Annotated in this window: 29 protein-coding genes and 1 pseudogene; 29 read left to right on the plus strand and 1 reads right to left on the minus strand. The window is 30.3% G+C overall.

What is annotated here, in order from left to right; all coding sequences use genetic code 11:
* The first annotated feature begins 65 nt into the window (after positions 1 to 65).
* The 29 genes and pseudogenes from BBIDN127_RS05395 (at position 66) to BBIDN127_RS05535 (ending at position 18,251) form a co-directional block, all read left to right on the plus strand.
* Entirely contained in the window at positions 66 to 1,289 is a 1,224-nt protein-coding gene (locus BBIDN127_RS05395; RefSeq protein ID WP_014017727.1) for a phage portal protein, read from the plus strand.
* A 16-nt stretch (positions 1,290 to 1,305) separates the two neighbouring features.
* Positions 1,306 to 1,998, plus strand: a complete 693-nt coding sequence (locus tag BBIDN127_RS05400) for a DUF1357 family protein (protein WP_014017484.1) — start codon at positions 1,306 to 1,308, stop codon at positions 1,996 to 1,998.
* A gap of 11 nt (positions 1,999 to 2,009) precedes the next feature.
* Positions 2,010 to 2,567 carry a DUF228 domain-containing protein gene (locus BBIDN127_RS05405; protein ID WP_014017728.1) on the plus strand — a complete coding sequence of 186 codons (558 nt, stop codon included), beginning with the start codon at positions 2,010 to 2,012 and terminating at the stop codon, positions 2,565 to 2,567.
* A gap of 6 nt (positions 2,568 to 2,573) precedes the next feature.
* Positions 2,574 to 3,341 carry a DUF228 domain-containing protein gene (locus BBIDN127_RS05410; protein ID WP_014017729.1) on the plus strand — a complete coding sequence of 256 codons (768 nt, stop codon included), beginning with the start codon at positions 2,574 to 2,576 and terminating at the stop codon, positions 3,339 to 3,341.
* Positions 3,342 to 3,370: 29 nt separating this feature from the next.
* Positions 3,371 to 3,943, plus strand: a complete 573-nt coding sequence (locus BBIDN127_RS05415) for a DUF228 domain-containing protein (protein ID WP_014017730.1) — start codon at positions 3,371 to 3,373, stop codon at positions 3,941 to 3,943.
* A gap of 21 nt (positions 3,944 to 3,964) precedes the next feature.
* On the plus strand, positions 3,965 to 4,924 hold the full coding sequence (locus BBIDN127_RS05420) for a hypothetical protein (protein ID WP_014017487.1): 960 nt from the start codon (positions 3,965 to 3,967) through the stop codon (positions 4,922 to 4,924).
* Between the two features lie 19 nt (positions 4,925 to 4,943).
* The gene (locus tag BBIDN127_RS05425; protein WP_014017731.1) at positions 4,944 to 5,399 is read left to right on the plus strand and encodes a DUF3890 domain-containing protein; all 456 of its coding nucleotides are present in this window, start codon (positions 4,944 to 4,946) and stop codon (positions 5,397 to 5,399) included.
* Positions 5,399 to 5,782 carry a DUF1506 family protein gene (locus tag BBIDN127_RS05430; protein ID WP_014017732.1) on the plus strand — a complete coding sequence of 128 codons (384 nt, stop codon included), beginning with the start codon at positions 5,399 to 5,401 and terminating at the stop codon, positions 5,780 to 5,782. The genes BBIDN127_RS05425 and BBIDN127_RS05430 overlap by 1 nt, the downstream gene beginning before the upstream one ends.
* Positions 5,770 to 6,159 carry a hypothetical protein gene (locus BBIDN127_RS05435; RefSeq protein ID WP_014017447.1) on the plus strand — a complete coding sequence of 130 codons (390 nt, stop codon included), beginning with the start codon at positions 5,770 to 5,772 and terminating at the stop codon, positions 6,157 to 6,159. The genes BBIDN127_RS05430 and BBIDN127_RS05435 overlap by 13 nt, the downstream gene beginning before the upstream one ends.
* On the plus strand, positions 6,156 to 6,725 hold the full coding sequence (locus tag BBIDN127_RS05440) for a DUF764 family protein (protein ID WP_014017733.1): 570 nt from the start codon (positions 6,156 to 6,158) through the stop codon (positions 6,723 to 6,725). Before BBIDN127_RS05435 ends, BBIDN127_RS05440 begins: the two co-directional genes overlap by 4 nt.
* Positions 6,706 to 7,818 carry a DUF787 family protein gene (locus BBIDN127_RS05445; protein ID WP_014017734.1) on the plus strand — a complete coding sequence of 371 codons (1,113 nt, stop codon included), beginning with the start codon at positions 6,706 to 6,708 and terminating at the stop codon, positions 7,816 to 7,818. The genes BBIDN127_RS05440 and BBIDN127_RS05445 overlap by 20 nt, the downstream gene beginning before the upstream one ends.
* A 14-nt stretch (positions 7,819 to 7,832) precedes the next feature.
* Complete coding sequence (locus tag BBIDN127_RS05450) at positions 7,833 to 8,261, plus strand: DUF1463 domain-containing protein (protein ID WP_014017735.1); 429 nt, start codon at positions 7,833 to 7,835, stop codon at positions 8,259 to 8,261.
* A 15-nt stretch (positions 8,262 to 8,276) separates the two neighbouring features.
* Positions 8,277 to 8,732, plus strand: coding sequence for a DUF1473 family protein (locus tag BBIDN127_RS05455; RefSeq protein WP_014017736.1), 456 nt, complete (start codon positions 8,277 to 8,279; stop codon positions 8,730 to 8,732).
* A complete protein-coding gene (locus BBIDN127_RS05460) occupies positions 8,729 to 8,965 on the plus strand; it encodes a DUF1322 family protein (protein ID WP_014017737.1) in 237 nt (78 codons plus the stop codon). Before BBIDN127_RS05455 ends, BBIDN127_RS05460 begins: the two co-directional genes overlap by 4 nt.
* A gap of 7 nt (positions 8,966 to 8,972) precedes the next feature.
* A complete protein-coding gene (locus BBIDN127_RS05465; RefSeq protein WP_014017738.1) occupies positions 8,973 to 10,304 on the plus strand; it encodes a DUF759 family protein in 1,332 nt (443 codons plus the stop codon).
* A 12-nt stretch (positions 10,305 to 10,316) separates the two neighbouring features.
* Positions 10,317 to 10,958, plus strand: coding sequence for a DUF792 family protein (locus tag BBIDN127_RS05470; protein WP_014017739.1), 642 nt, complete (start codon positions 10,317 to 10,319; stop codon positions 10,956 to 10,958).
* 3 nt (positions 10,959 to 10,961) lie between these two features.
* On the plus strand, positions 10,962 to 11,903 hold the full coding sequence (locus tag BBIDN127_RS05475) for a DUF693 family protein (protein ID WP_014017740.1): 942 nt from the start codon (positions 10,962 to 10,964) through the stop codon (positions 11,901 to 11,903).
* 24 nt (positions 11,904 to 11,927) lie between these two features.
* Positions 11,928 to 12,473: a DUF777 family protein gene (locus BBIDN127_RS05480; protein WP_014017741.1), complete on the plus strand. Its 546-nt coding sequence runs from the start codon at positions 11,928 to 11,930 to the stop codon at positions 12,471 to 12,473.
* 29 nt (positions 12,474 to 12,502) lie between these two features.
* Positions 12,503 to 12,835: a DUF2634 domain-containing protein gene (locus BBIDN127_RS05485; protein ID WP_012665001.1), complete on the plus strand. Its 333-nt coding sequence runs from the start codon at positions 12,503 to 12,505 to the stop codon at positions 12,833 to 12,835.
* The gene (locus tag BBIDN127_RS05490; RefSeq protein ID WP_014017709.1) at positions 12,832 to 13,710 is read left to right on the plus strand and encodes a DUF276 domain-containing protein; all 879 of its coding nucleotides are present in this window, start codon (positions 12,832 to 12,834) and stop codon (positions 13,708 to 13,710) included. Before BBIDN127_RS05485 ends, BBIDN127_RS05490 begins: the two co-directional genes overlap by 4 nt.
* A 5-nt stretch (positions 13,711 to 13,715) precedes the next feature.
* Positions 13,716 to 14,321: a DUF735 family protein gene (locus BBIDN127_RS05495; RefSeq protein WP_014017458.1), complete on the plus strand. Its 606-nt coding sequence runs from the start codon at positions 13,716 to 13,718 to the stop codon at positions 14,319 to 14,321.
* Positions 14,322 to 14,330: 9 nt separating this feature from the next.
* Positions 14,331 to 15,158 (plus strand): DUF685 domain-containing protein, encoded by an 828-nt coding sequence (locus tag BBIDN127_RS05500; protein ID WP_014017710.1) that lies wholly within the window; start codon positions 14,331 to 14,333, stop codon positions 15,156 to 15,158.
* Positions 15,159 to 15,235: 77 nt separating this feature from the next.
* Positions 15,236 to 15,439: a holin BlyA gene (gene blyA / locus BBIDN127_RS05505; protein ID WP_002658481.1), complete on the plus strand. Its 204-nt coding sequence runs from the start codon at positions 15,236 to 15,238 to the stop codon at positions 15,437 to 15,439.
* Between the two features lie 3 nt (positions 15,440 to 15,442).
* Positions 15,443 to 15,794, plus strand: a pseudogene (locus BBIDN127_RS05510) (BlyB family putative holin accessory protein).
* Complete coding sequence (locus tag BBIDN127_RS05515; protein ID WP_014017461.1) at positions 15,784 to 16,119, plus strand: BlyB family putative holin accessory protein; 336 nt, start codon at positions 15,784 to 15,786, stop codon at positions 16,117 to 16,119. Before BBIDN127_RS05510 ends, BBIDN127_RS05515 begins: the two are co-directional and overlap by 11 nt.
* Positions 16,112 to 16,465 (plus strand): BBA14 family lipoprotein, encoded by a 354-nt coding sequence (locus tag BBIDN127_RS05520; RefSeq protein ID WP_014017712.1) that lies wholly within the window; start codon positions 16,112 to 16,114, stop codon positions 16,463 to 16,465. The genes BBIDN127_RS05515 and BBIDN127_RS05520 overlap by 8 nt, the downstream gene beginning before the upstream one ends.
* Before the next feature lie 104 nt (positions 16,466 to 16,569).
* Positions 16,570 to 17,091 (plus strand): Bdr family repetitive protein, encoded by a 522-nt coding sequence (bdr, locus tag BBIDN127_RS05525; RefSeq protein WP_014017743.1) that lies wholly within the window; start codon positions 16,570 to 16,572, stop codon positions 17,089 to 17,091.
* Between the two features lie 92 nt (positions 17,092 to 17,183).
* Entirely contained in the window at positions 17,184 to 17,705 is a 522-nt protein-coding gene (locus BBIDN127_RS05530; protein WP_014017744.1) for a hypothetical protein, read from the plus strand.
* Between the two features lie 105 nt (positions 17,706 to 17,810).
* Positions 17,811 to 18,251, plus strand: coding sequence for an Mlp family lipoprotein (locus BBIDN127_RS05535; RefSeq protein WP_014017745.1), 441 nt, complete (start codon positions 17,811 to 17,813; stop codon positions 18,249 to 18,251).
* Between the two features lie 36 nt (positions 18,252 to 18,287).
* Here BBIDN127_RS05535 and BBIDN127_RS05540 read toward each other — a convergent pair whose 3' ends face one another.
* On the minus strand, positions 18,288 to 19,289 hold the full coding sequence (locus BBIDN127_RS05540; RefSeq protein ID WP_014017746.1) for an ERF family protein: 1,002 nt from the start codon (positions 19,287 to 19,289) through the stop codon (positions 18,288 to 18,290).
* Positions 19,290 to 19,624 lie beyond the last annotated feature (335 nt).

Below are 19,624 nucleotides of genomic sequence, written 5' to 3' on the forward strand. Positions count from 1 at the left end.
ATTTTATTGACAAAAATATTAGTTTTTGCTATCATACATCTAATTTAATAAAGAGAAGTAAAACGGTGTGTGATTTAAGAAAAACAAAATTAATAGATAAAATAAGTTCACTAGAACTATATAAATATTCAATATTTTTTAGAAATTATATAGAAAATGTAGCAGAAGATTGTCTCAAGAACGGGCTTGTTCTTGAGAGCACTGACCACAATGTTAGCGAGGTTGAACTTGCTAGGTTAAAGGTACAGCTTAAGAATGCTCTGCTTAATTGTATTATAAGCTACCGTTTTCACGGGATTGGCTATGTTTTAGTAAAAACCAAAGATACCCTAATAGATCTCGAACAACCCGTTAATATAGAATTACCCATTGGTTTTGAATACCTTGATTATGAATATGTAAGAGATTTGGGAGTTGATTTTGATCATATAACCTATAAAGTAAAATCCAACAATAAGAACAATTCTTTAGATGCAGTTAAAATACATAAAAGTCGACTTATTATATATGAAAACTTTGATTATATCTTAAAAAGATATGTTCCGTGTTATACCGAAAGCTTTTTGCTAGATATTTATTTATTTGAAAAGATATACGTTGAAATAGAAAGACGTATTGAAAATCACAATTTTTTGTTTTACAAAGATGAATCTTTGGTACAACTACAAGACGCACTTTCTAGTGCAACAACTTCTTTAAGTGCACTTACTCAGAGCAATAATGATAGGGGAAGTGGCATTTTATCTTCTTTTTTGAGAAAACAAAATACAAACAATCATAATAAAGATGTTTCTAATTTAAGAACCCTTAATGACTCATTATCACAGGAACTTGCCAGGCTAAAAAGCAATCTAAATAATGAGGGAATGTTTTATACAGCTACCCCCAGTGCTAGTTTGGAAGTTATTAAATATGACCTTAGTTGCTTAAAGGAGGCGTTAGCATTAATTAAAGCGAAAATTGGTGCCGATACTAAAGAACCCTTAACCAGAAGTTTTAATGAGCAGGCTAAAGGACTAGGAAATGATGGTAAAGGTGATAGGAGTAATTATTACGATTTTCTAAAAGGCGTACAAGAACAAGTTGAGAACTCTTGTAACTTAAAGCTTAAAAAGTATTTCGGGCTTGATATGAAGTTTAATTCGCTGATTATGTTAAGTGAAGAACAAAAAGTGGAAAGAGATATAAAGCTAATTGAGCTTTACAGCAAATATAAACATCTTATACAGAGTAGTTCTTTTAATAATGAGGAGCTAGCGATTTTAAAAGAGAAATTATTCTCATTTTGAGAAAAGGAGTTAAAAAGTGATTGAGAAAGAAGAAAAAGAAAACTTGCAGGCACAAGATAAAGAGGAGCAGCAAAATAAGGCTGATACTAAAGTTATCAGTGCACAGGAATTTGAAGAGTACATGCACTTTAAAGAACAAGCAACCAGTAAATCCAAAGAGACAAGTAGAGATTTAAGTATAAATGAGCGAATAACAAAAGAACTTGCAGAAGTTGAAGAGCGGGAGCGTGTTGAAAAGCAATTGTTACTAGAGGCTGAGCGAATTAATGAAATTGATACACTTGCAAAAGCACATCTTAGCAACCATTTCAATAAGGAAGTGTTACTTGCAAAGGGATACACACTGAAAGACATTATGCAAGCACAACGTAGAGAACTTGTTCGCAAGTTTGTTCCAATTGAGCAAATTAAAGCTATTGCTAAAGTGTCAGATATAAGTCATATCGATGGGGAGATACTAGAACAGCTTGTTTCTTTAGCAAAAGTGAACATTAAATTAAGAAAAAATGCGAGTAGCAATTCTTCTTCTGTTGACGCTATTAAGGGCAATATTGTTGCCAAATCAGAAGAAAGAGCAAGTTTACTTGATTCTAATTTTGTGCCAATTAATTTTACAGAATTTGTACAAGCAATAAGTAATACATACAAGCAAAGACGAATTCAATTTTATGAAAATCTAAAAAGACATAAAAGAACAAGTATTGCTTAAAGGAGTTTTTAATGAGTGATATAACAAAAATCAAACAAGAGTTTGATAAAAAAGTTGCAGAAATTAAAGCATTAATGAAAAATCCCCAACAAGACGCGGGGTTGCTTAGCAATTCTATTGAATTTAGAGACAAAAACCTAATTTTTTCTAATTCTGATGGAGTGTCTACTAGTAGTAAGGACAAAATAGAAAATTACCCTGTTAAAGGGTATCCGTATAAACGTGGAGTTAAGCTTAGTTTTGGTGATGGAACAACAGAACTAGAAGTTGAGGCTGGTGGTGGAGATGATTTATATGGAGTGTGTTCCGATATAGATGAGTTTAGTGGTATGGCAACTGTAATTCCAATTACAAATAACTTTACTGGGTATTTAACCCTAAAGAAAGATGGACATAATAGTGTAAATCCAGGAGACAAACTAAATTTTAACCAACATGGAGAACTTGAAAAGGCCACTGGGGGTCAAAAAACCATCAATGCAATAGCACTTTCAAAGGCACATAAATTGACCGAAGAGTTATTTATAGTGCTTGCTAGTGTATTTGGGAATAGAGCGATTAAAGGGTAATAAATTATGGCTTTAAAAGGTAACGAGCAAGTTGAAAATCTTGACGCTGTTGATAACCTGCAGTTAGGTTTAGAGGCACAAGTTTCCGCTGCTCCTAGGGCCAAACGGCAAGCAAGACAAGCTGAGGATGCACAAGCAAAAGATCCATATTTGGAGTCAATTGACGAACTCGATGATATCCTTTTGAAATTCAAGAAATATGTAAAATCTATGAGCTCAATTGAAAATAAGGTTTTTAGCAGTTCAAGTAGCTGTTTTAAATCTAAAAATGAGCGAGTTGATGCATATTCATTTTCATGTTCAAGCTATACAGACAAAATAGAAGAATACCTTTACGATCCAGCAAATAGTTTTCCATACAAGCGTGGAGTTAAACTTGTTCCAAAAGAGAACTCTATATATGTAGAAGTTGGAGCTGATACTGATATGTATGGGATATGTGTAGATGTATGTGAGTTTAGTTGTACCGCGTATGTATTGCCAATTACTAACAATTTTGAAGGGTACCTTGTTACAAGAAATCCAAGTATAAAAATAGGAGAAATACTAGACATAAATAATAACGGGGTTATTATCAAGGCTGGAGGTGGGCCACCAACCGCAATTAACATATATGCTTTATCTGATTCATTTACAATCAATTTTGTGCCTGAGAATTATATGGCACAAGGCCAAGCTAGATATCCTAGGCAAGAGTATTCTATTAATTTGATAAAAGTTGCAATTTTTGGCAATAGAAGCCTTGAGAAAATAGTAATTCCTGATGGCGGTTAAATCTTAAGCGAATAAAAGGAGGTAAATAAATGGGAGATACAACGCAATTAGTAAAAGAGTATCAAGAGAAGAGAAGTAAACTCGAAAAGTTTATGAAAAATCCCCAACATGACGCTAGTTTACTCAGCAATTCTAATGAATTTAGAGACAAAAATGTGAAATTTTTTGCTTCTGGAGGCACTAGAACTAGTAAGTTTGACAAATTGGAAAATCATCCATTTTTGGGGTATCCGTACAAGCGTGGAGTAAAAAGAGTTATTCAAGAGGTGCAAGATAATCAAAATCATTATGAACCACATGTTGAGGCTGGTGGTGGTGAAGACTTGTATGGAATCTGTATTGATATAGATGAATTTAGTAAAACAGCTACTATTGTACCAATTACAAATAATTTTGAGGGCTACTTAGTAGCAAAAGATTCTACGGTTAAAACAAAAGACAAACTTGTTTTTAATAAAGACGGTGCTCTTGAAAAGGTTACTGGAGCACCAAATAAAGCAACTATTAATGCAACAGCATTGTCTGATGCAAAGCAAATTAGCAATGAAGTTTATTTAGTAAAAGTAGCTGTATTTGGAAATAAAGCTATGAGTAGAAATTAATAATATTTGGGAGGATTTAATATGGAATTATTTGATGAAAATTATTATGCAAAAGCCGTGGCAAATATCATAGGAGAAGTTAAAGATCCTATTATGTATAAATGGTTTTCGCCGGATCAAATTGAAGATGTTGATCTACAAATGGGATATCAAAAAACCGTAAAATGGGACGCGTTTCTAAATGCTAATCCTACAACAATTGCCAATGAGGTTAATACTATTTCAACTATTGGTTTTAGTTCTGAGGTGGTAAGACTTAATTATTTAAAATTACAGTATAAATTCAGACATTTAAAACAAGCTTCTGAGAAATTTTATACTTCAGACTCATATATTGGGGACATTAATAATAATTTACTTCCTTTTGCACAAGCTTATAAGCTTGCAAGTAGTGAAATTATTAAGCTTATCAATCACTTTGTACTAACAGGTACTGTTTCGATTCAAAAAGATGGGAAAAATCAAAAACGGCTACTTCCGAATATGTATGGACTACTTAATATGCCCGAGCAGATAAAAGAAGAAGTTGCTAGTGGTGATAAAGATAAAATGGATAAAATCTTTGAAAAGATTGAAGCTGGACTTTCAAAGTTAGAACTAGGAGACGAATTTTCCACACCTATGATGGTAATAGTTGATCCCGCAACTTCACTTAAACTTGTAAAACCATACGCAGCAGCACAGGGTGTAGCAAGTAGCAGTGAAAAATGGGAAGATGTTTTGATTCAAACTATTAAGGCTATTAATAATAGAGAAGATGTTTATATTGAGACTTCAAACTTGCTAAAACATAAAATACTCATTTATCCACTAAATTCAGAACTTATTAAATTCAAACCTAGTAAGTATATGCTACCTACACCAAATGAACAAGTTGACAAAGACTCAACTGATATTGCTCATTCATACATTGATTTTGTTTTGGGCGGTCTACTTGCTACTAGAAAAACTATTTTGCAAGTTAACATAAAGCAAAGTTAAAAGTATAAGGTAAGTGAAAATGAGTGAACAAGGAAACTTACAAGCACAAGCCGAGGGAGAAGAAGAACTTTTAGTAACAAAACTCCATTCAGAAGTGTTATTGCTATTAGGGATAGACCAATTTGCACTAAGTAAGCAAAATTTTCTACTTCATTTATCCCTACTTCAAGCTATTCTAGTAACACGCGGTATTGATGCTAGTTCACTGACATATGAACAAATATTTTTACTTACTTTCTACCACATGGGTTGTCAATTAAGAAAACAAGGGGTAGTTCGAGAATTTGAATTTGATAGAATCAAAAAAGAAAAATTCAATGAACTTGAACTTGATTATTATCCTAGCAGTAGTGGGAGCGAAGAAGGTGGTGAGGGGGGTTGTGGATCAAATAAGAATTTTTGTTCACAACTCGATGCATTTTTAGAAAAACTAAAAAGAAAAACTTCAACGCCATCTTGTGTGGGGGTTGTCTAATGAATGGTGTTAGAAAAAGACTTTCAGATATGTCTTTCCGTATGATCAACGTATTTAAGGATCCTAAACCTCTAAAGTTTTATAAAGGCACTGTTGTAAAGCTTGAGAATGATTCTTCTTATCAGAGAGTATTTGATAAAAATAAATACACTGAATTTGCAGGAGTTATTATTGACATAAAGCCACAAGAACTTGCAATGCTATATGACTCTGATATGTCTGATATTCACGAGTATTCTAAACTTTACACATACCAAGACCTTAACTTTGAGCTTAAAGACCGAATATCAATTGCAGATTTAGTTTACTTTGAAATATTTAGTATTGACTCTTCAATTGGATATTTTACTTTGGTTTTAAAGGAATTTATATGGACAAGCTAGAATTTAAAATGGAATTGGAAATTGGGTGGTTTGGTGGTCGTGCAGGAATTGCTAGAATGCATGAAAAAGGGAGCAGCAATTTACCAGCAAGAAAACATTTAACCAAAATTGCTAGTAGTTCTGAGTTTAGAGAATATATCAATAATAGTTATATAAATTCTAAGTTTAATCTTGACCCTAAATCGGGAATGGAAGCTATTGGACAAGCTTTTATAAGGTACTATGAAAATTATCTATTATCAGCACAAGTCACTCCAGCCTTAAAGGCTAATACAATTAAAAGCAAGCATAAAAGGGGGAGTAACACTGCAGCAATTCCACTTGTTGATACAGCCAAAATGTTATCAGAGATTACTTATAAGGTAACACTTGAATGATTTTAACTTTAGATATGGTATTAAATCATTTAATTCAAATATTTAAAGGGTTTAAGGCTTATGCAACTGAAAATAATTTTGAGTGCGATATCATAAATACTTACAATCACCCGTACCTTTCAAAAATCACAGCTGCTAGCTCAAATATAATAGCATTGAAATTTGATGGTACAGAACATCTATTTGATCATAATTCTAGAGCCGGTGCATTTTATGAAAATGCTTTGGAATTTAGTATAAATTTTCAAATATATATTATTGCGATAGTGTTAAACGCTCAAGATTTTGACGCTAATTCACGTATGTTAGTGCTTTATAGTATGCTTAGCAACTTTCTACACAATAGAGCCCATAAGTATACTTTAGAAAGTCAGTCTCAACCCGAATATATTAGAAAAATTAACCTTTACATTTATCCAATATCTAACATGCAAACAGTTGGGCTTATTAATTTAGGCACAAAATATAGCAACCATGCGTACAGTGCATCTGTAGCATTCAATGCTAGTGTAAAAGCAATTGAAATTTTAAAGGAGGAATACAAAATTGCCGCAAGATACAATTAGTGTAAGTTTGCTTGATTCTAGGATTCAGACTAGCAGGCCCAATTATTACAATCCACTTTTGGTTTACAAAACAGCTAAAATCAAAGTTAATAAAGATGCCGCCAACTTTATAACATTGAATTTAACCGTTAATAATTATGAAAAACAAATTGAAACTTTGGAAAAAGACAATGGAAATGGACAAGATCAGTTTGGAAAAGAAAAAACACTGTTAAAAACTGCAATGTCAAATTTTTTCAATTCAAGCGAAGAATCATTAAAATCAACCGATCTTTTCATTTATAAGGATAAGCCTGAAGAGCTTAAAAATTATCTTAAAATACATAGACACACTTTTGTTGTACTTATCAACACTGAAGGGGATGCATCGGATGATGGACTTAAAATTTACAAAGATGACTATAATAAATTCAAAATGCCTTCAACTTTTTTTGTATTCTCAACTAAAGAACAAGAAATAAAAGAACTATTTAAAGATAAAGGCAATACTGAAAAAGAAAGAAATATTGCTATTTACAGCAATAATAAAGACAATTTACACCTTAAATTTATAAGTCAATATTTACATCAAGCAAGCATTTTTCACGCTGTTAATCCTTATGGTATGCCACTGGCTGCTACACCGCTTGTTGACGACACTGTAATTGGAAAGTTACGAACTGCAAAAATTAACTTTTATTCACTTCTTAATGAAACTGGTCTTGATGGTATGCCTGCTTTTAAAGAAGGTGTTGATCTTGCTGGAAGTTCAATAGATGAGCTTTTTACTTATCATTACATAAAAAATGAAGCAATTATTGAGCTTATCAGAATTTGGAACAAAAACAATAGACAAAATAGCAAATTATCAGCACTGCAGCTTAGTGGGGCTAGAGACAATGCATATACTTCAGCAATTGAATGTCTACTTAAACGGTTTATCGATAGAGGGCTTATAATAGAGTACAAAAATTTAAGACTTACTCTTTCTCCTACACCACAACTTAAATTAGAACTTAGTGTGAATATTACTTATAACTTTAGCATTAATGCTGTTGCTTTAGTAATTACTACTCAAGATATAGTTGATTATCAAAACAGCTTAAGTGCTTAAAAGGGGGTATAAAAATGCAATTTTATGATTTAAGAGAAGTTTATTTTTCAATTGGTGGTGTACAACTACATAGTGGCAAACTAGAGCTTACAAGCGAACCCACAACAAGAGCAGTGATTAGTAGTGAAGATAAAGGTATGCCTGTAATAAGTTTAAGAGATCCCAAAACGATAACTTATGTTTTCAACATTGAAGTGACGCTAGGTAGTCATGACTATAGATTGTTAACTGAACTTTCTGATGAACAGTTTTACAACATGGATGTAAGAAAAGAGGATAAAATGCTTGATTTAGCATTCAATGATAGAATTGCTACCAAAATTATTTCTAACTATGCAATTTTTACTGAAGAGCCTTCAAGAAGTTATTCTGCTGAGGCTGAAAAAGTATCTTTTGAAATTAGGGCTATTAATTGCCAAAAATCTAAACCAAACAACACTTAAAAGGAGAGTCTTATTATGATAATGAGATATAAAATGAAAATTTTAACTAAAAATAAAACTTATGAATATCCACTTAGAGTATTACCGGTTTATGAATGGGACAAAGTGTTAGGATTTAATCAAAGCGACGCTATTTTAAAGCTTAATGAGGTAAAATACCTAAGAGAAATTACAAGCTTAATGATAAGTCCAAAATTTTTAGACGAATTCTATCTGATTTTGGATCAAAATAGAGAATTTATTTCTTATTATAAAGACTATCTTGTTGCAATAATTTACACTGCACAATTTAATACTTTTCAGTTAGACAATGATCTAAAAACCCCCGCTTTGGTTTTTCTAAGTGAATATGAAAATAATGTTGGGGATTTTGTTACTTTTGACTATATCAATGAAAACTTTGATTATGAAAAAGTAGCCACTTCGCTTTCATCAAGTACATCAAATTCCAATGAGCTGGTTGCTAAATGAGCAAAAGAAATAGAGATATTGATAAAGCCATTGCAAGTCTTAATGAGACTAGAAAAAAATATTTTAACTTGCTTGACGAGATTAAGAACGACAAATATTATTTTCCAGTAATTATGAATATTTGCTCATACGACTCGGTAAAGAAATTGCCTTATGACGAGCTTTTAGAGGTCAATAGACTTGCTGATATTAAATTAGAAAAAGAATTGTATGAGTTAATTCTAGGGAAGTGAGGGCTCAATGAGCGACAAATTCACTATTAAATTTAAGGGAATTCTTGATCATGCGGCAACAAAAAAGGCTATTGAGCAAGATATTTCCAAAATGGAAAAATATCTTAAACCTAAAAAATCTAGTTTGGGGAGTACTAAAGATATTGTAAAAAATAATTTGTCGGACAAGAAAAAAGAACTTAACAGACAATCTAAATTTGAAAGCTTAAGAGAGCGTGTTGAGAAATATAGACTTACACAAACTAAAAAGCTTATGAAACAGGGCATGGGGTTTGAGAAAGCAAGAAAAGAAGCCTTTAAAAGATCTTTAATGTCTGATAGAGATAAAAGGCGTCTTGAGTATAAAGAACTTGCAAAAGAATCAAAAGCAAAAAGTAAAATTTTAGCAGCCTCTCAAGGAAAAGGACTTGTTGCCAAAATTGCAATAGGCAGTGCTTTAGGAAATGTCATTGGCAACGCTGTAAGTAAAGTTGGTGGCGGGCTTATTGGATTTATGTATGGATTTGCTAAAAAAGCAGTTGAAAATAAATCTAAAGAAGAACAACTAAAACAACTTAACAACGTGTTTTACAGTGACAAAGAACGTAAAAATATTTTGGGTGCTATTAAGGGAATGAAAGGATTTGAGCGGAAATTAGAACAAGAAGACTTTCTGCGAATAGCCAGTGTGCTTAAAGGCCACATCAGAGAATTAAAACTTAATGATAAAGAAGGAGAAAATGTATTAAATGCAACAAAACTAGCAGCTATGTTTAGAAGCACGGGGCTTGTTGGTGATAACGAAAGTGCTGTTGAAGTTGTTTCAAAAATACTTAAAGGGGAACTAACTGAAGCTTTTAATATATTGAAACCTATCGACAAATTTGGAGAAAAATATCTAGAAGCCATGAAAAACAAGTTAGAGTTTCTAACTAAAGAGGGAGGGAAAAAAAAGCTAAGGCCAGAGATAATTGCAGATTTAATAAAAGATATATCATCTTTAAAGATAATGGGTCATTCCGACAAAGTTTCTAAAGCTAAAAGTGATTTGGCTAAAATAGAGCAAACTCTTGAAAACGTAACTAGTGATGTTTTGATGCCAGTAATTGGTAAAATTTCTGGTATTCTTGATAAGATTATGAACCTTAATTTTAAACAAATCTTACAAGATATCGTTGATGCCATAACAGGCGGTATAAAGGGTGCTTTTAACGGAATAAAAAACATTGGCAGCGCAGTATATAATACCGCTAGTAATGTTGCTAGTAATATTGCCTACTACGGAAATCCTTTAAATTATTGGCCATGGGGAAATAACAATAATAACACCGGGGGTGATGATTCAGTAAATTTCAAATAAAAAGGAAATTCTATGGATATTAACAATGAAAATATTATCAATAATAATCTTGAAAAGAAAAAATTCGAAGAAAAAATCAAAGATGTTGAAAGGAAAGAAATCAGGGAGATTACTCGAATAGTAAGAGATGTAACAACCCAAATATTTGCTCTTTTCGGAGCAGATAATTTCTTAGTGTTATTTCCTAGAATGGATTTAAAAGGTTTTGGATATATTCCTCAATTGTTTTTTGTAAAACCAAAAACCGAACTCATAACACGCACTTACAATACTAGTTGTTCTAAAAGACCGGTTATCAACTATTATGATAGAAAAGCAGAATATGTAAGCTACAATCCAGTAATGACTGGTGAAAATATCTCTTTAAACGGCGGGATACTTACATCCTTATATAAAGATATGCTTTCTCTACTCAAAATGACTGTTTTTGGCAATACTATGCTACGTTTTGACGCTCATCTTGCAAAAGAACAACTAGCAAATAGAATACAAGCACAAGTTCCTTTTAGTATCTACAGTCCAACTTTTGGCCTAAAAGAATTGGCTGTAATTACAAGTCTTTCGTTTAAGGATATTCCTTTCATTGATGAGGTTGAAGTTAGTCTATCAATGGAAATAGTAAAAACATTTGAATTGGAAAAATATAAAGGATAATTAATGCTGTTACTACAATATGATTTTAAAATTGAATTTTATAAAGCAAAACAATCCTTAGAAAAGGATACAAGCTCTGGAGATTCTTTAATTGAAGAAACTCCTAAAATTATAATAAATACGCAACATGGAATTCATATTGATATTACCATATCTAATGAATTTTCAAATTATAATTTTGTAAAATCTAAACGAACAAAAATTGTACTTTGGAATTTGCCTTTAGACTTCACCAACGACATTGAGGTAGGAGATATAGTAAAAATATATTATAAGAAATTTGCTCATGAAAAAAATTTTGATTTCATAATGTCGGGGTATTTAGGGACTCCTATGAGCACTGATTATCCTAGTGGTGATTTTAGTGTTGAGCTTGACGTTAGGTTAGCAGTTAGTAGCAACTTCTTTGATCGAAAATTAGAGAACAAAAACTTCAAGGGAAAAACGGTGCAAGAGGCAATAGAATCTGTATTTCCTAATCGCAATATTATTAATATGGACAAAGAAGATCGTCTTAAAATTATTGACAAAGATATTTATGCCACAACACCAAAAGAATTTGTTGATAAAATAAAAGGAATATATATTCATGACGTAATAGCTGATGTTGGTGGTGACAGCTTTGATGTTGAATGTAATTTTATATTTACTAATGATAGAACAATTGAAGCAGATGAAAATTACAAGGCTTTAGAAGATTATGGACTTGAATTCATTCCACAACAAGAAATTGCTATTGAAGGTGAATACAGTATAAGACGTGTATATTGGAACGCACAAACATTTTACACACATAAACTAAAAATTGGCGATAAAGTTTCATTTATTGATGGACTAGGGAAAATGATAAAAACCACCATAAAAGAAACAAGTGCAAGACTTAGCAACGCAGGAGAGTGTTCATTAATACTTAAATTAAAGGATGATTCTGATGATTCTGATTAAATATAGAAAGTAAAGGGGATTAAAATGACTAAAGACTATAAAATTTACAGAATGAACCAGCGTCTTTATGGACATGCTTTAGCACAAGAGGACGTTAAAAATTGGATTTATTCAAACATTTTTATAATTAAAATTGGCACTGTAAAGGATTTTAAACAACAAGCTCAAGAAGCTATTGTTACAATACCCGAATTTGAAGATTTAGAAATTCACACAAAAAATATCTCTAATATCAGTTTAGAGTTATCAAAAGGCGATAGCGTTTTACTGCTTCAATCAAGCGTTAATATTTTTGATACAAATAACGATATTCACTTTGACAAACATCATTTTTATATACTTAGTGCAATTAGCCCAAAGACTTTAAATCTAATCTCTGATACTGTTAAAATTAGAGCAAACAATAAAATTGAAATAGCTAATGAAATAACGTCCTTAAAATCAATTCTAGAGAGTATCGTAAGTGCTATTAATGGAATTACTGTAAAAGGACAAGCAGTTGTTGACTATACAAGCTTAAAAATAACAACATCTAGAATTAGCAATAATATTAATAGTTTGTTTAAGTAATTTTTGCTAAATATGATATAATTACTAGTATGGATTTAAGATTAGGCAATAATTTTGAATTAGTATTTAATAATGATTTATCACTTGTTGATGGAATTGAAGAACAAAAGCAAAAATTGTTTATATTTTTAAAAACCTTAAGGGGGAGTTTAAGCTATGCTCCTAATTGGGGACTGGACTACTTCTTACTTTTAAAACTGTTAAAAATCAATAATCTTCACGCTGTAAAAAATTATTTTCACGAAATATCTAAAGAACTTAACTTAGATTTAATAAACATTTCTACTATTATACAAGACAACAAAGTGCATATATCCTTTTTTTTCTCAGGCGATGTTTTGAATATGGAGTTTAATTTATGAGTATTGTTTTTGATTCTGATTTTGGCATTCTAAAGCGTACAATTAAGGATATATTACGGGCCAAAAGAGAATACTTGCGAATAAATTATGGAATTAACATTGATGATAGTAATAGCTCGATTTACAACATTATTGCATCTTCTTTAGCATTAATTGAAGAAGAAATAATTAATGAGCTTAATCTCTTTTTTTCTAAAATGAAACCGGGTGGTACTTATTGGGCTGCTATTGAAGAACACATTTCTTCTAAAAGCACAACTTACAGTGCTGTTAGAAACGCTTTACTTAATCTTAATGGGGTAGAGCATACTAATATTAAAAGTTCAGCTGGAAAAGCCAATATATACCTAATTCTAAAAGAAGATTTGCTAGACGCTAGTAAAGCTAATATTAACAACCCCGAATTTAAAGCAAAACTTTGGGAAACATTATATCTAACAACGCCTAGTGGGACTTTACTTGAAGGAGATATAGAAATTGATGGACTCAATTCAACTGGACAACGTAAATCCTACAAAATATCGCTAGGGAAAAGAAAATATGTTTATCTGAAAGTAAAGTATAAACTTGACCTTAAAAACTATCTCTACTTAAACATAGACTCTCAAATTAGGGACATATATTCTAGGATTATTTCAAATAACTATTCTGATATGGGAATTAGCTTTGAATATCAAGACTTTTTTGCTCCAGTTAATGAAGTTAAAGGAATTAAGTTTATGGAAATAAGCACTTGTATTAAAGATACAGACACCGAAAGTATTTCAAAAATTACTGATAGCGACTTTAATAAAAATCAAGATATTGCTATTAATGATGATACAATGCTACTTTTCAATACTACAGATAGATTGCTCATTGACATTGATAGTTAACAAACATGAAAATACCTAATTTTTTCAAAAATACCGAAATTCATAAACTTATACGCACAGAAACAGAATACGCACAAGCATTGCTTAATGAACTCAAATCTCTTAATTCCAACTTCATATCCATTAATGTAATAGAAAATATAAAATCAAGATATATTGCAATATGGATATCTCAAGTTTTATCTATCTTTTATGCAAAAACTCAAACTTTACAAAGTATTACAAGCAATATTAATAGTGTTATTTTTGCTTTACGTCATATTGGTACTGATGAGTCGTTTAGACTGATTTTTAAGGCCTTTTTAAATGTGGACATTGAAGTTACTACTCCTGAATCTGGGGTTATTGATATCTCTTTAAAAGGGGTAATAAAAACAAACTTTACTACATTTATTTCCCCTAGTACTAAGAAAGGAAAACGACTTAAAAAGATTCTAATTAGAGAAAAGAAACCGGGATATGCTGCATCTAAAAAGGCTTTAGTATTTAATTCGCTTCCTAAGGGCTATGATCATTCAATTTATGCTTTTATAAAGAGAATTATTCCTATTGGTAGAGTTCTCAAAATTAATAATAAAGATGGTAACAATATTATAACTTTTAACAACTAAGGAGGTTTTATGGCCGATGATCAAGATAAATTGCTAATTGATGAAGAAGAAACGGTTCAAATAAAAGATTTAAATAGACTAAAGGTTGATGAAGTAAAAAACAATTTTCTTTTACTACTTGATGATGGGGTTGCAAGCAGTAACGCTATTACCTATAAAGATTTTTTAGATGCTTCTAAAGACAAAATATTTAAAGGAGAAGGATTAGACTATTTTAAGCAGATAATTAAGTCTACAATTGCCGAAGAGCTTGCAGCTGATAAAGATTTTATAAAAAGCATTTACGATTTAATCGTTGACAAGCTAATTGAGAATGAATCTAGTAAACTTTCAAATCTTTTTAGTAAAATTAAATCTCGTCTTACAGATAGCATATCATCAGCCACTTTATCTAGAAGTGATGATCTTTTGATAATGTCTTCAAGCAGTATTCAAAAAACACCCGTTCCCAAACAATTACTAGGAATACCATCTAATTTTACTTATGGCGGCATAACTTCCGGAGCTACGCTTTATCCTTCTGACTACGAAAATAAATCGCTAACTGCTTCTTTGCAATACGATAAAAATAGCAGTATAACCCTTATTTTTTTTAAAAATTACGACAATGACCTCATTTACCTTGATATTGAGCTTGATATAAGCCTTGGAAATAGTGATAGTATTCTAGGTAAAACATTATATCTAAGGTATTCCGACGAAAGTCAAGTAAATATGGTTTATAGGTATTCAGGCTCCTTTGGACTATCTGTTAAATTCCCAATATATAAAGGCTGGTATGTCCAAAAAAGAACATACATATCAGGAAATCCGGTCCCGGATCTTTTAAAAGCATAAACTTTTTTAGCAAAAATTATGGTTTTGGTATATAATATACGTATAAAAATAAAAAATTAAAATCGAGGATTGAAAAAATGGATACTATTAAATTAACAGAACTTCTTATCAATTTAAACGAAATTAAACTTATAGCCGTAATGATTTTTGTAACCGTGCTGGTTCTGGGAGTGTTAATTCTTCTTAAGCCTTTATTAAAAGACATATTGACTATTGTAATAGGCAAGATTTTTAAGAATGGCAATGGTAATGGCAAAAATCACATTAAAAAAAGAGATTAAATTATGAAATTATCCAAAGATAATGTTGAGCTTGGACTTACGTCTTTATCAACCCTTATTGATATATTTTCTAAATTTGAAGACGAATTTGATGAAATTGCACATAAAGGATTCTTTTTGGTTTATGAGCTGTATTCTCATTATAAATTAATCTATACAGCAAATATGGAAAGACTTGAGAGTGCATTAACCCCAGCAATAACTAAAAAACTCGCTCCCTCCATTAAATGAAAAAATCAATACGGTTATTGATTTGGTTAATTCTGATGAAAAAAATCTCAAAATATCTAATGATCTAAAATTCAATCAGGAAGGAATACCTATCTATAAGGAAAGAACAAATAATGCAAAATAACACTATTGGTTTGGGGCTTAATTTACTATCCAGCTTAACTAACATAGCTAAAACTGATACAAACATAGATCATAATTACATTAATACTTTTAGTAAAGTAATAGATTTTTTCTACAAAACATATATAAGCACACTAAAATCTATGGAAACAGCTGAGTCAATGAAAATATTTGAAGAAATAAAAGATATTTTAAAATACAATATTGAGATAATAGAGGCTATCTCTGCCGACAAAAATAAAAAAATTATTACTTCACTTAAAGCAACACGTAACAAAATTATGAAAGAATACATCAAAATGCTTAAAAGGAGTGAAAATGCTTAAAAAATTGCATTCTCTACTAATTGTTTTGTTGTTATGTTGTACTACTATTGCTAGCCTACCAGAAGAACCAAAACCTCCACTTATTCAAACACTAAACTCTTTAGCTAAATATGAAACACAACTTTCAGAGTATGTTATGTATCTTGTAACATTTTTAGCTAAAACAAAAGTTAAAGTTAATGACCCAAATTATCCAGAATATCCTTATCCAGACTTATCAACACTAAAAGACGAACACTCCATAACTGCAGTAAAACATAATATTAAGATATATTTAGAGTACATTAAAAAAACAAAACCAATAGCGGAAAAAGTATATAATCAATATTCCCAATTAAAAATGTAAATTACAAAAAGGTTTTTCTTGCAAGAAATTCTACTTTACATATAAAAATCTCTAAAGCCAATCAATCTAAAATAGTGTATAATATGACTATAAAGGAAAATTTCATGGAAACAGTGTCAACAAATATTGCTGGTGTAAGTCAAGAACAAATATATAAAGAATTTCTTAGACTAGGCATGGAACAACTAATAGCACAAGATTTATCTAAAAGATATTATCACAATGAGCTAACATATAGAGATTTAGAAAATTTAGAAAAACAATTTGATATAAAATTTGATAATCTTATTTTTAAAATAGATAATGTTAAAAACGAACTTAACACTAAAATTGATAATGTAGAAAAGAATTTACAAAAGGATATATCTAATTTAGATATCAAAATAGATAATGTAGAAAAGAATTTAAATCTAAAAATAGATAGTTTAGATACTAAGATAGATACTGTAGAGAAGAATTTAAATGCTAAAATAGACAATGTAGAAAAGAATTTAAACGCAAAAATAGACAATGTTGAAAAGAATTTGATGTCTCTTTCAGAAATGCTTAAATGGGTATTGGGAATTATGGGAGCAATGTCTATCACAATGATAGCGGGGCTAATATTTGCCTTCATCTCTAAATAGCTACTAATTCACTTAAAAAATATCAATTCAAATAATAATTATTTATCCAATATTTAGTACAATAATTGAATACTATTTATTTGGAGAAAAAAATGAAATATCTATTATTTAGTTTGCTAATTTTTACAAACATTAATCTTTTCGCCAACTTTTTAAATAATTTGACAAAAGAAGAACAATCAACTCTTGAAAATATAAAAAGGTTCTTTAAAGAAGGAAAAAATCTATTAAAAAATCCCACAAACAACAATTTTGATAAGATACTTATTGGCCATTACACAAAAATCGAATATAATGAAGAACAAATTAATAAATTATTTATTGAACTTGGAGAACAAAAAACCAAAATATATCTTAACACAATAAATAAATTTATGGCAAATCCATCCAAAGGAAAAAACATACAAGATGAAAAAAGATACCAAACCCTCCAGAATATTTTAATTTTGGCAATACTTTCCAACATCTATAAACAATTAAGACCCAAAACTGATGAATTTTTTGATAATACTTTATTGTTAATTAATATCAGTCATGAAATTATAAAAAACTCAAATGCTTCAATTTTTGATGATATTTTCTATACAATGCTCCTTCTACACGCTTCTTTTTGACACATATAGTTGACAATACTGTTTCAAGAAAACGCTCTATAATTACAAGAATAAATTTTATTTTTACTCAACATATTGGACTAGAGATAAGAGAAGGAAATGAAAATGAAAATTATCAACATATTATTTTGTTTATTTTTAATTACGCTAACCGGCTGTAATTCTAATGATAATGACACTTTAAAAAACAATGCTCAACAAACAAAAAGCAGAAAAAAACGTGATTTAACCCAAAAAGAAGTAACACAAGAAAAACCTAAATCCAAAGAAGAACAACTTAGAGAAAAGCTATCTGATGCTCAGAAAACACAACTTGACTGGTTAAAAACCGCTTTAACTGGTGATGAAGAATTTGATAAATTTTTAGAAAACAATGAAGATAAAATAAAATCTGCACTTGATCATATAAAGAGTGAACTTGATAAATGTACTGGGGATAATGCTAATGATCAAAAAACCACCTTTAAACAGGTGGTTCAAGGCGCACTTAGCGGCGGTATAGATGGCTTTAAAAATAGTGCCAGTAGTACCTGTGGCAATTCCTAACATAGAATAGCCCCCTATTTGGGGGCTTTAATATTGCTACACTGCAAACATATAATTAAATTGTCTTTCTTTTTTTAACATGCAAAAGAATTTTAATACTTTTGTTTTATAAACGTCTCGATTATCAGACATAAATACTTTAAGCTTATTTAGATCATCAAATCTATTGGTTTTACTGAAATAATCTTTCATAAGATTTGCCCAATATTCTATACTCTTAAGCTTGGGATTTTCATCAAGAAGATTATTTAAAGCATCATCATTATCTGTACATAATGCCCGAATAAGAGCATTTATATTATTTTTTTCGTCACCTTCACTTAACCAATTTTTTATATTAAACAATGCGTCTCTAAAAATTTCATAGCAATAAAATTTGTCAGTTTTCGACTTTTTATCAAAATCTTTTAATTGGTTTTGCTTAATGTCTCTTTTCTGGTTTTGAATAATGCTATTTTTTTGAATTTGATTAATCTCTTGTTTTTGTTCTCTTTTTTGTTCTTGCTTTTGATTAACACTAGATTGTCTGCTAGGCATAGAATTTTCATTTTCGTGGTTATTGTAAATAGGAGCTGCATCAGTATCTATTTCACTTTCTATCCCAAGAGCTGCAACTAAAGCGTACCTTTTGAAATAAGTAATAGCTGATCCAACAAATTGTGGCAATGTATTTACGGTTTTAGACCCATTTTCGCTGTTACACTGTAATTTTTCTGTAAGTATTGGTGTATCAAATGATTCTTTATACCTACCACTACTACTTGTGCTGTAGAATGTAGTTCTAATAACATGTAAAACTTGCCCCTCTACAACTGTAAACGCTGGGTATTGAGCAAAACGAAGCTCTAAATTATGCTTCTTAATAACGTTTTTAATTTCTCTAACTATTTCATTGAAATTCTGATACTTGTATCCATATCCTTTGAGATTCTTATCAATCCCTGGTAAGTTCATAAATAGAGTACGCATATTTTTTTCGAAGTCAATTTCTGCTTGATTAATTTCTTGTGGGTTATTATTGTTTGATATGTTTGTCATATTTTCCCTCCTGTTTCTATACTTATTAAGTATATAGCAAAAACTATTTTTGCCAACTTCTTTACAAAAAATTTTACAAAAAAAGAAGTGGGACTTAGCTAAATCCTTTTGTTAAAGAACCTAGTTAAGCTCCCACTATGATTTTCTCAAATTATAGAAACAGGTAGGACAAATACATGAAAATATTTTCCTACGCTGTTTGTAGTTTAGCCCAATTTTAAATTAAAATCAATCAATCTTTTTATTAAGTTACAAAAAGTGTATTAAATTAATGAATTTAATAATTAAAATTTAATATTTTTTTAGAAAAGTATTTACTTTTAAATCAAAATTTT

Source organism: Borreliella bissettiae DN127 (assembly GCF_000222305.1).
Lineage (GTDB): Bacteria > Spirochaetota > Spirochaetia > Borreliales > Borreliaceae > Borreliella > Borreliella carolinensis.

What these genes read in the sequence shown, in the direction of transcription:
- BBIDN127_RS05405 (WP_014017728.1), top strand. Translation starts at nt 2,010, where the DNA reads ATGAGTGATATAACAAAAATCAAACAAGAGTTTGATAAAAAAGTTGCA.
- BBIDN127_RS05410 (WP_014017729.1), top strand. Translation starts at nt 2,574, where the DNA reads ATGGCTTTAAAAGGTAACGAGCAAGTTGAAAATCTTGACGCTGTTGAT.
- BBIDN127_RS05415 (WP_014017730.1), top strand. Translation starts at nt 3,371, where the DNA reads ATGGGAGATACAACGCAATTAGTAAAAGAGTATCAAGAGAAGAGAAGT.
- BBIDN127_RS05420 (WP_014017487.1), top strand. Translation starts at nt 3,965, where the DNA reads ATGGAATTATTTGATGAAAATTATTATGCAAAAGCCGTGGCAAATATC.
- BBIDN127_RS05425 (WP_014017731.1), top strand. Translation starts at nt 4,944, where the DNA reads ATGAGTGAACAAGGAAACTTACAAGCACAAGCCGAGGGAGAAGAAGAA.
- BBIDN127_RS05430 (WP_014017732.1), top strand. Translation starts at nt 5,399, where the DNA reads ATGAATGGTGTTAGAAAAAGACTTTCAGATATGTCTTTCCGTATGATC.
- BBIDN127_RS05435 (WP_014017447.1), top strand. Translation starts at nt 5,770, where the DNA reads ATGGACAAGCTAGAATTTAAAATGGAATTGGAAATTGGGTGGTTTGGT.
- BBIDN127_RS05440 (WP_014017733.1), top strand. Translation starts at nt 6,156, where the DNA reads ATGATTTTAACTTTAGATATGGTATTAAATCATTTAATTCAAATATTT.
- BBIDN127_RS05450 (WP_014017735.1), top strand. Translation starts at nt 7,833, where the DNA reads ATGCAATTTTATGATTTAAGAGAAGTTTATTTTTCAATTGGTGGTGTA.
- BBIDN127_RS05455 (WP_014017736.1), top strand. Translation starts at nt 8,277, where the DNA reads ATGATAATGAGATATAAAATGAAAATTTTAACTAAAAATAAAACTTAT.
- BBIDN127_RS05460 (WP_014017737.1), top strand. Translation starts at nt 8,729, where the DNA reads ATGAGCAAAAGAAATAGAGATATTGATAAAGCCATTGCAAGTCTTAAT.
- BBIDN127_RS05465 (WP_014017738.1), top strand. Translation starts at nt 8,973, where the DNA reads ATGAGCGACAAATTCACTATTAAATTTAAGGGAATTCTTGATCATGCG.
- BBIDN127_RS05470 (WP_014017739.1), top strand. Translation starts at nt 10,317, where the DNA reads ATGGATATTAACAATGAAAATATTATCAATAATAATCTTGAAAAGAAA.
- BBIDN127_RS05475 (WP_014017740.1), top strand. Translation starts at nt 10,962, where the DNA reads ATGCTGTTACTACAATATGATTTTAAAATTGAATTTTATAAAGCAAAA.
- BBIDN127_RS05480 (WP_014017741.1), top strand. Translation starts at nt 11,928, where the DNA reads ATGACTAAAGACTATAAAATTTACAGAATGAACCAGCGTCTTTATGGA.
- BBIDN127_RS05485 (WP_012665001.1), top strand. Translation starts at nt 12,503, where the DNA reads ATGGATTTAAGATTAGGCAATAATTTTGAATTAGTATTTAATAATGAT.
- BBIDN127_RS05490 (WP_014017709.1), top strand. Translation starts at nt 12,832, where the DNA reads ATGAGTATTGTTTTTGATTCTGATTTTGGCATTCTAAAGCGTACAATT.
- BBIDN127_RS05495 (WP_014017458.1), top strand. Translation starts at nt 13,716, where the DNA reads ATGAAAATACCTAATTTTTTCAAAAATACCGAAATTCATAAACTTATA.
- BBIDN127_RS05500 (WP_014017710.1), top strand. Translation starts at nt 14,331, where the DNA reads ATGGCCGATGATCAAGATAAATTGCTAATTGATGAAGAAGAAACGGTT.
- blyA (WP_002658481.1), top strand. Translation starts at nt 15,236, where the DNA reads ATGGATACTATTAAATTAACAGAACTTCTTATCAATTTAAACGAAATT.
- BBIDN127_RS05515 (WP_014017461.1), top strand. Translation starts at nt 15,784, where the DNA reads ATGCAAAATAACACTATTGGTTTGGGGCTTAATTTACTATCCAGCTTA.
- BBIDN127_RS05520 (WP_014017712.1), top strand. Translation starts at nt 16,112, where the DNA reads ATGCTTAAAAAATTGCATTCTCTACTAATTGTTTTGTTGTTATGTTGT.
- bdr (WP_014017743.1), top strand. Translation starts at nt 16,570, where the DNA reads ATGGAAACAGTGTCAACAAATATTGCTGGTGTAAGTCAAGAACAAATA.
- BBIDN127_RS05530 (WP_014017744.1), top strand. Translation starts at nt 17,184, where the DNA reads ATGAAATATCTATTATTTAGTTTGCTAATTTTTACAAACATTAATCTT.
- BBIDN127_RS05535 (WP_014017745.1), top strand. Translation starts at nt 17,811, where the DNA reads ATGAAAATTATCAACATATTATTTTGTTTATTTTTAATTACGCTAACC.
- BBIDN127_RS05540 (WP_014017746.1), bottom strand. Translation starts at nt 19,289, where the DNA reads ATGACAAACATATCAAACAATAATAACCCACAAGAAATTAATCAAGCA.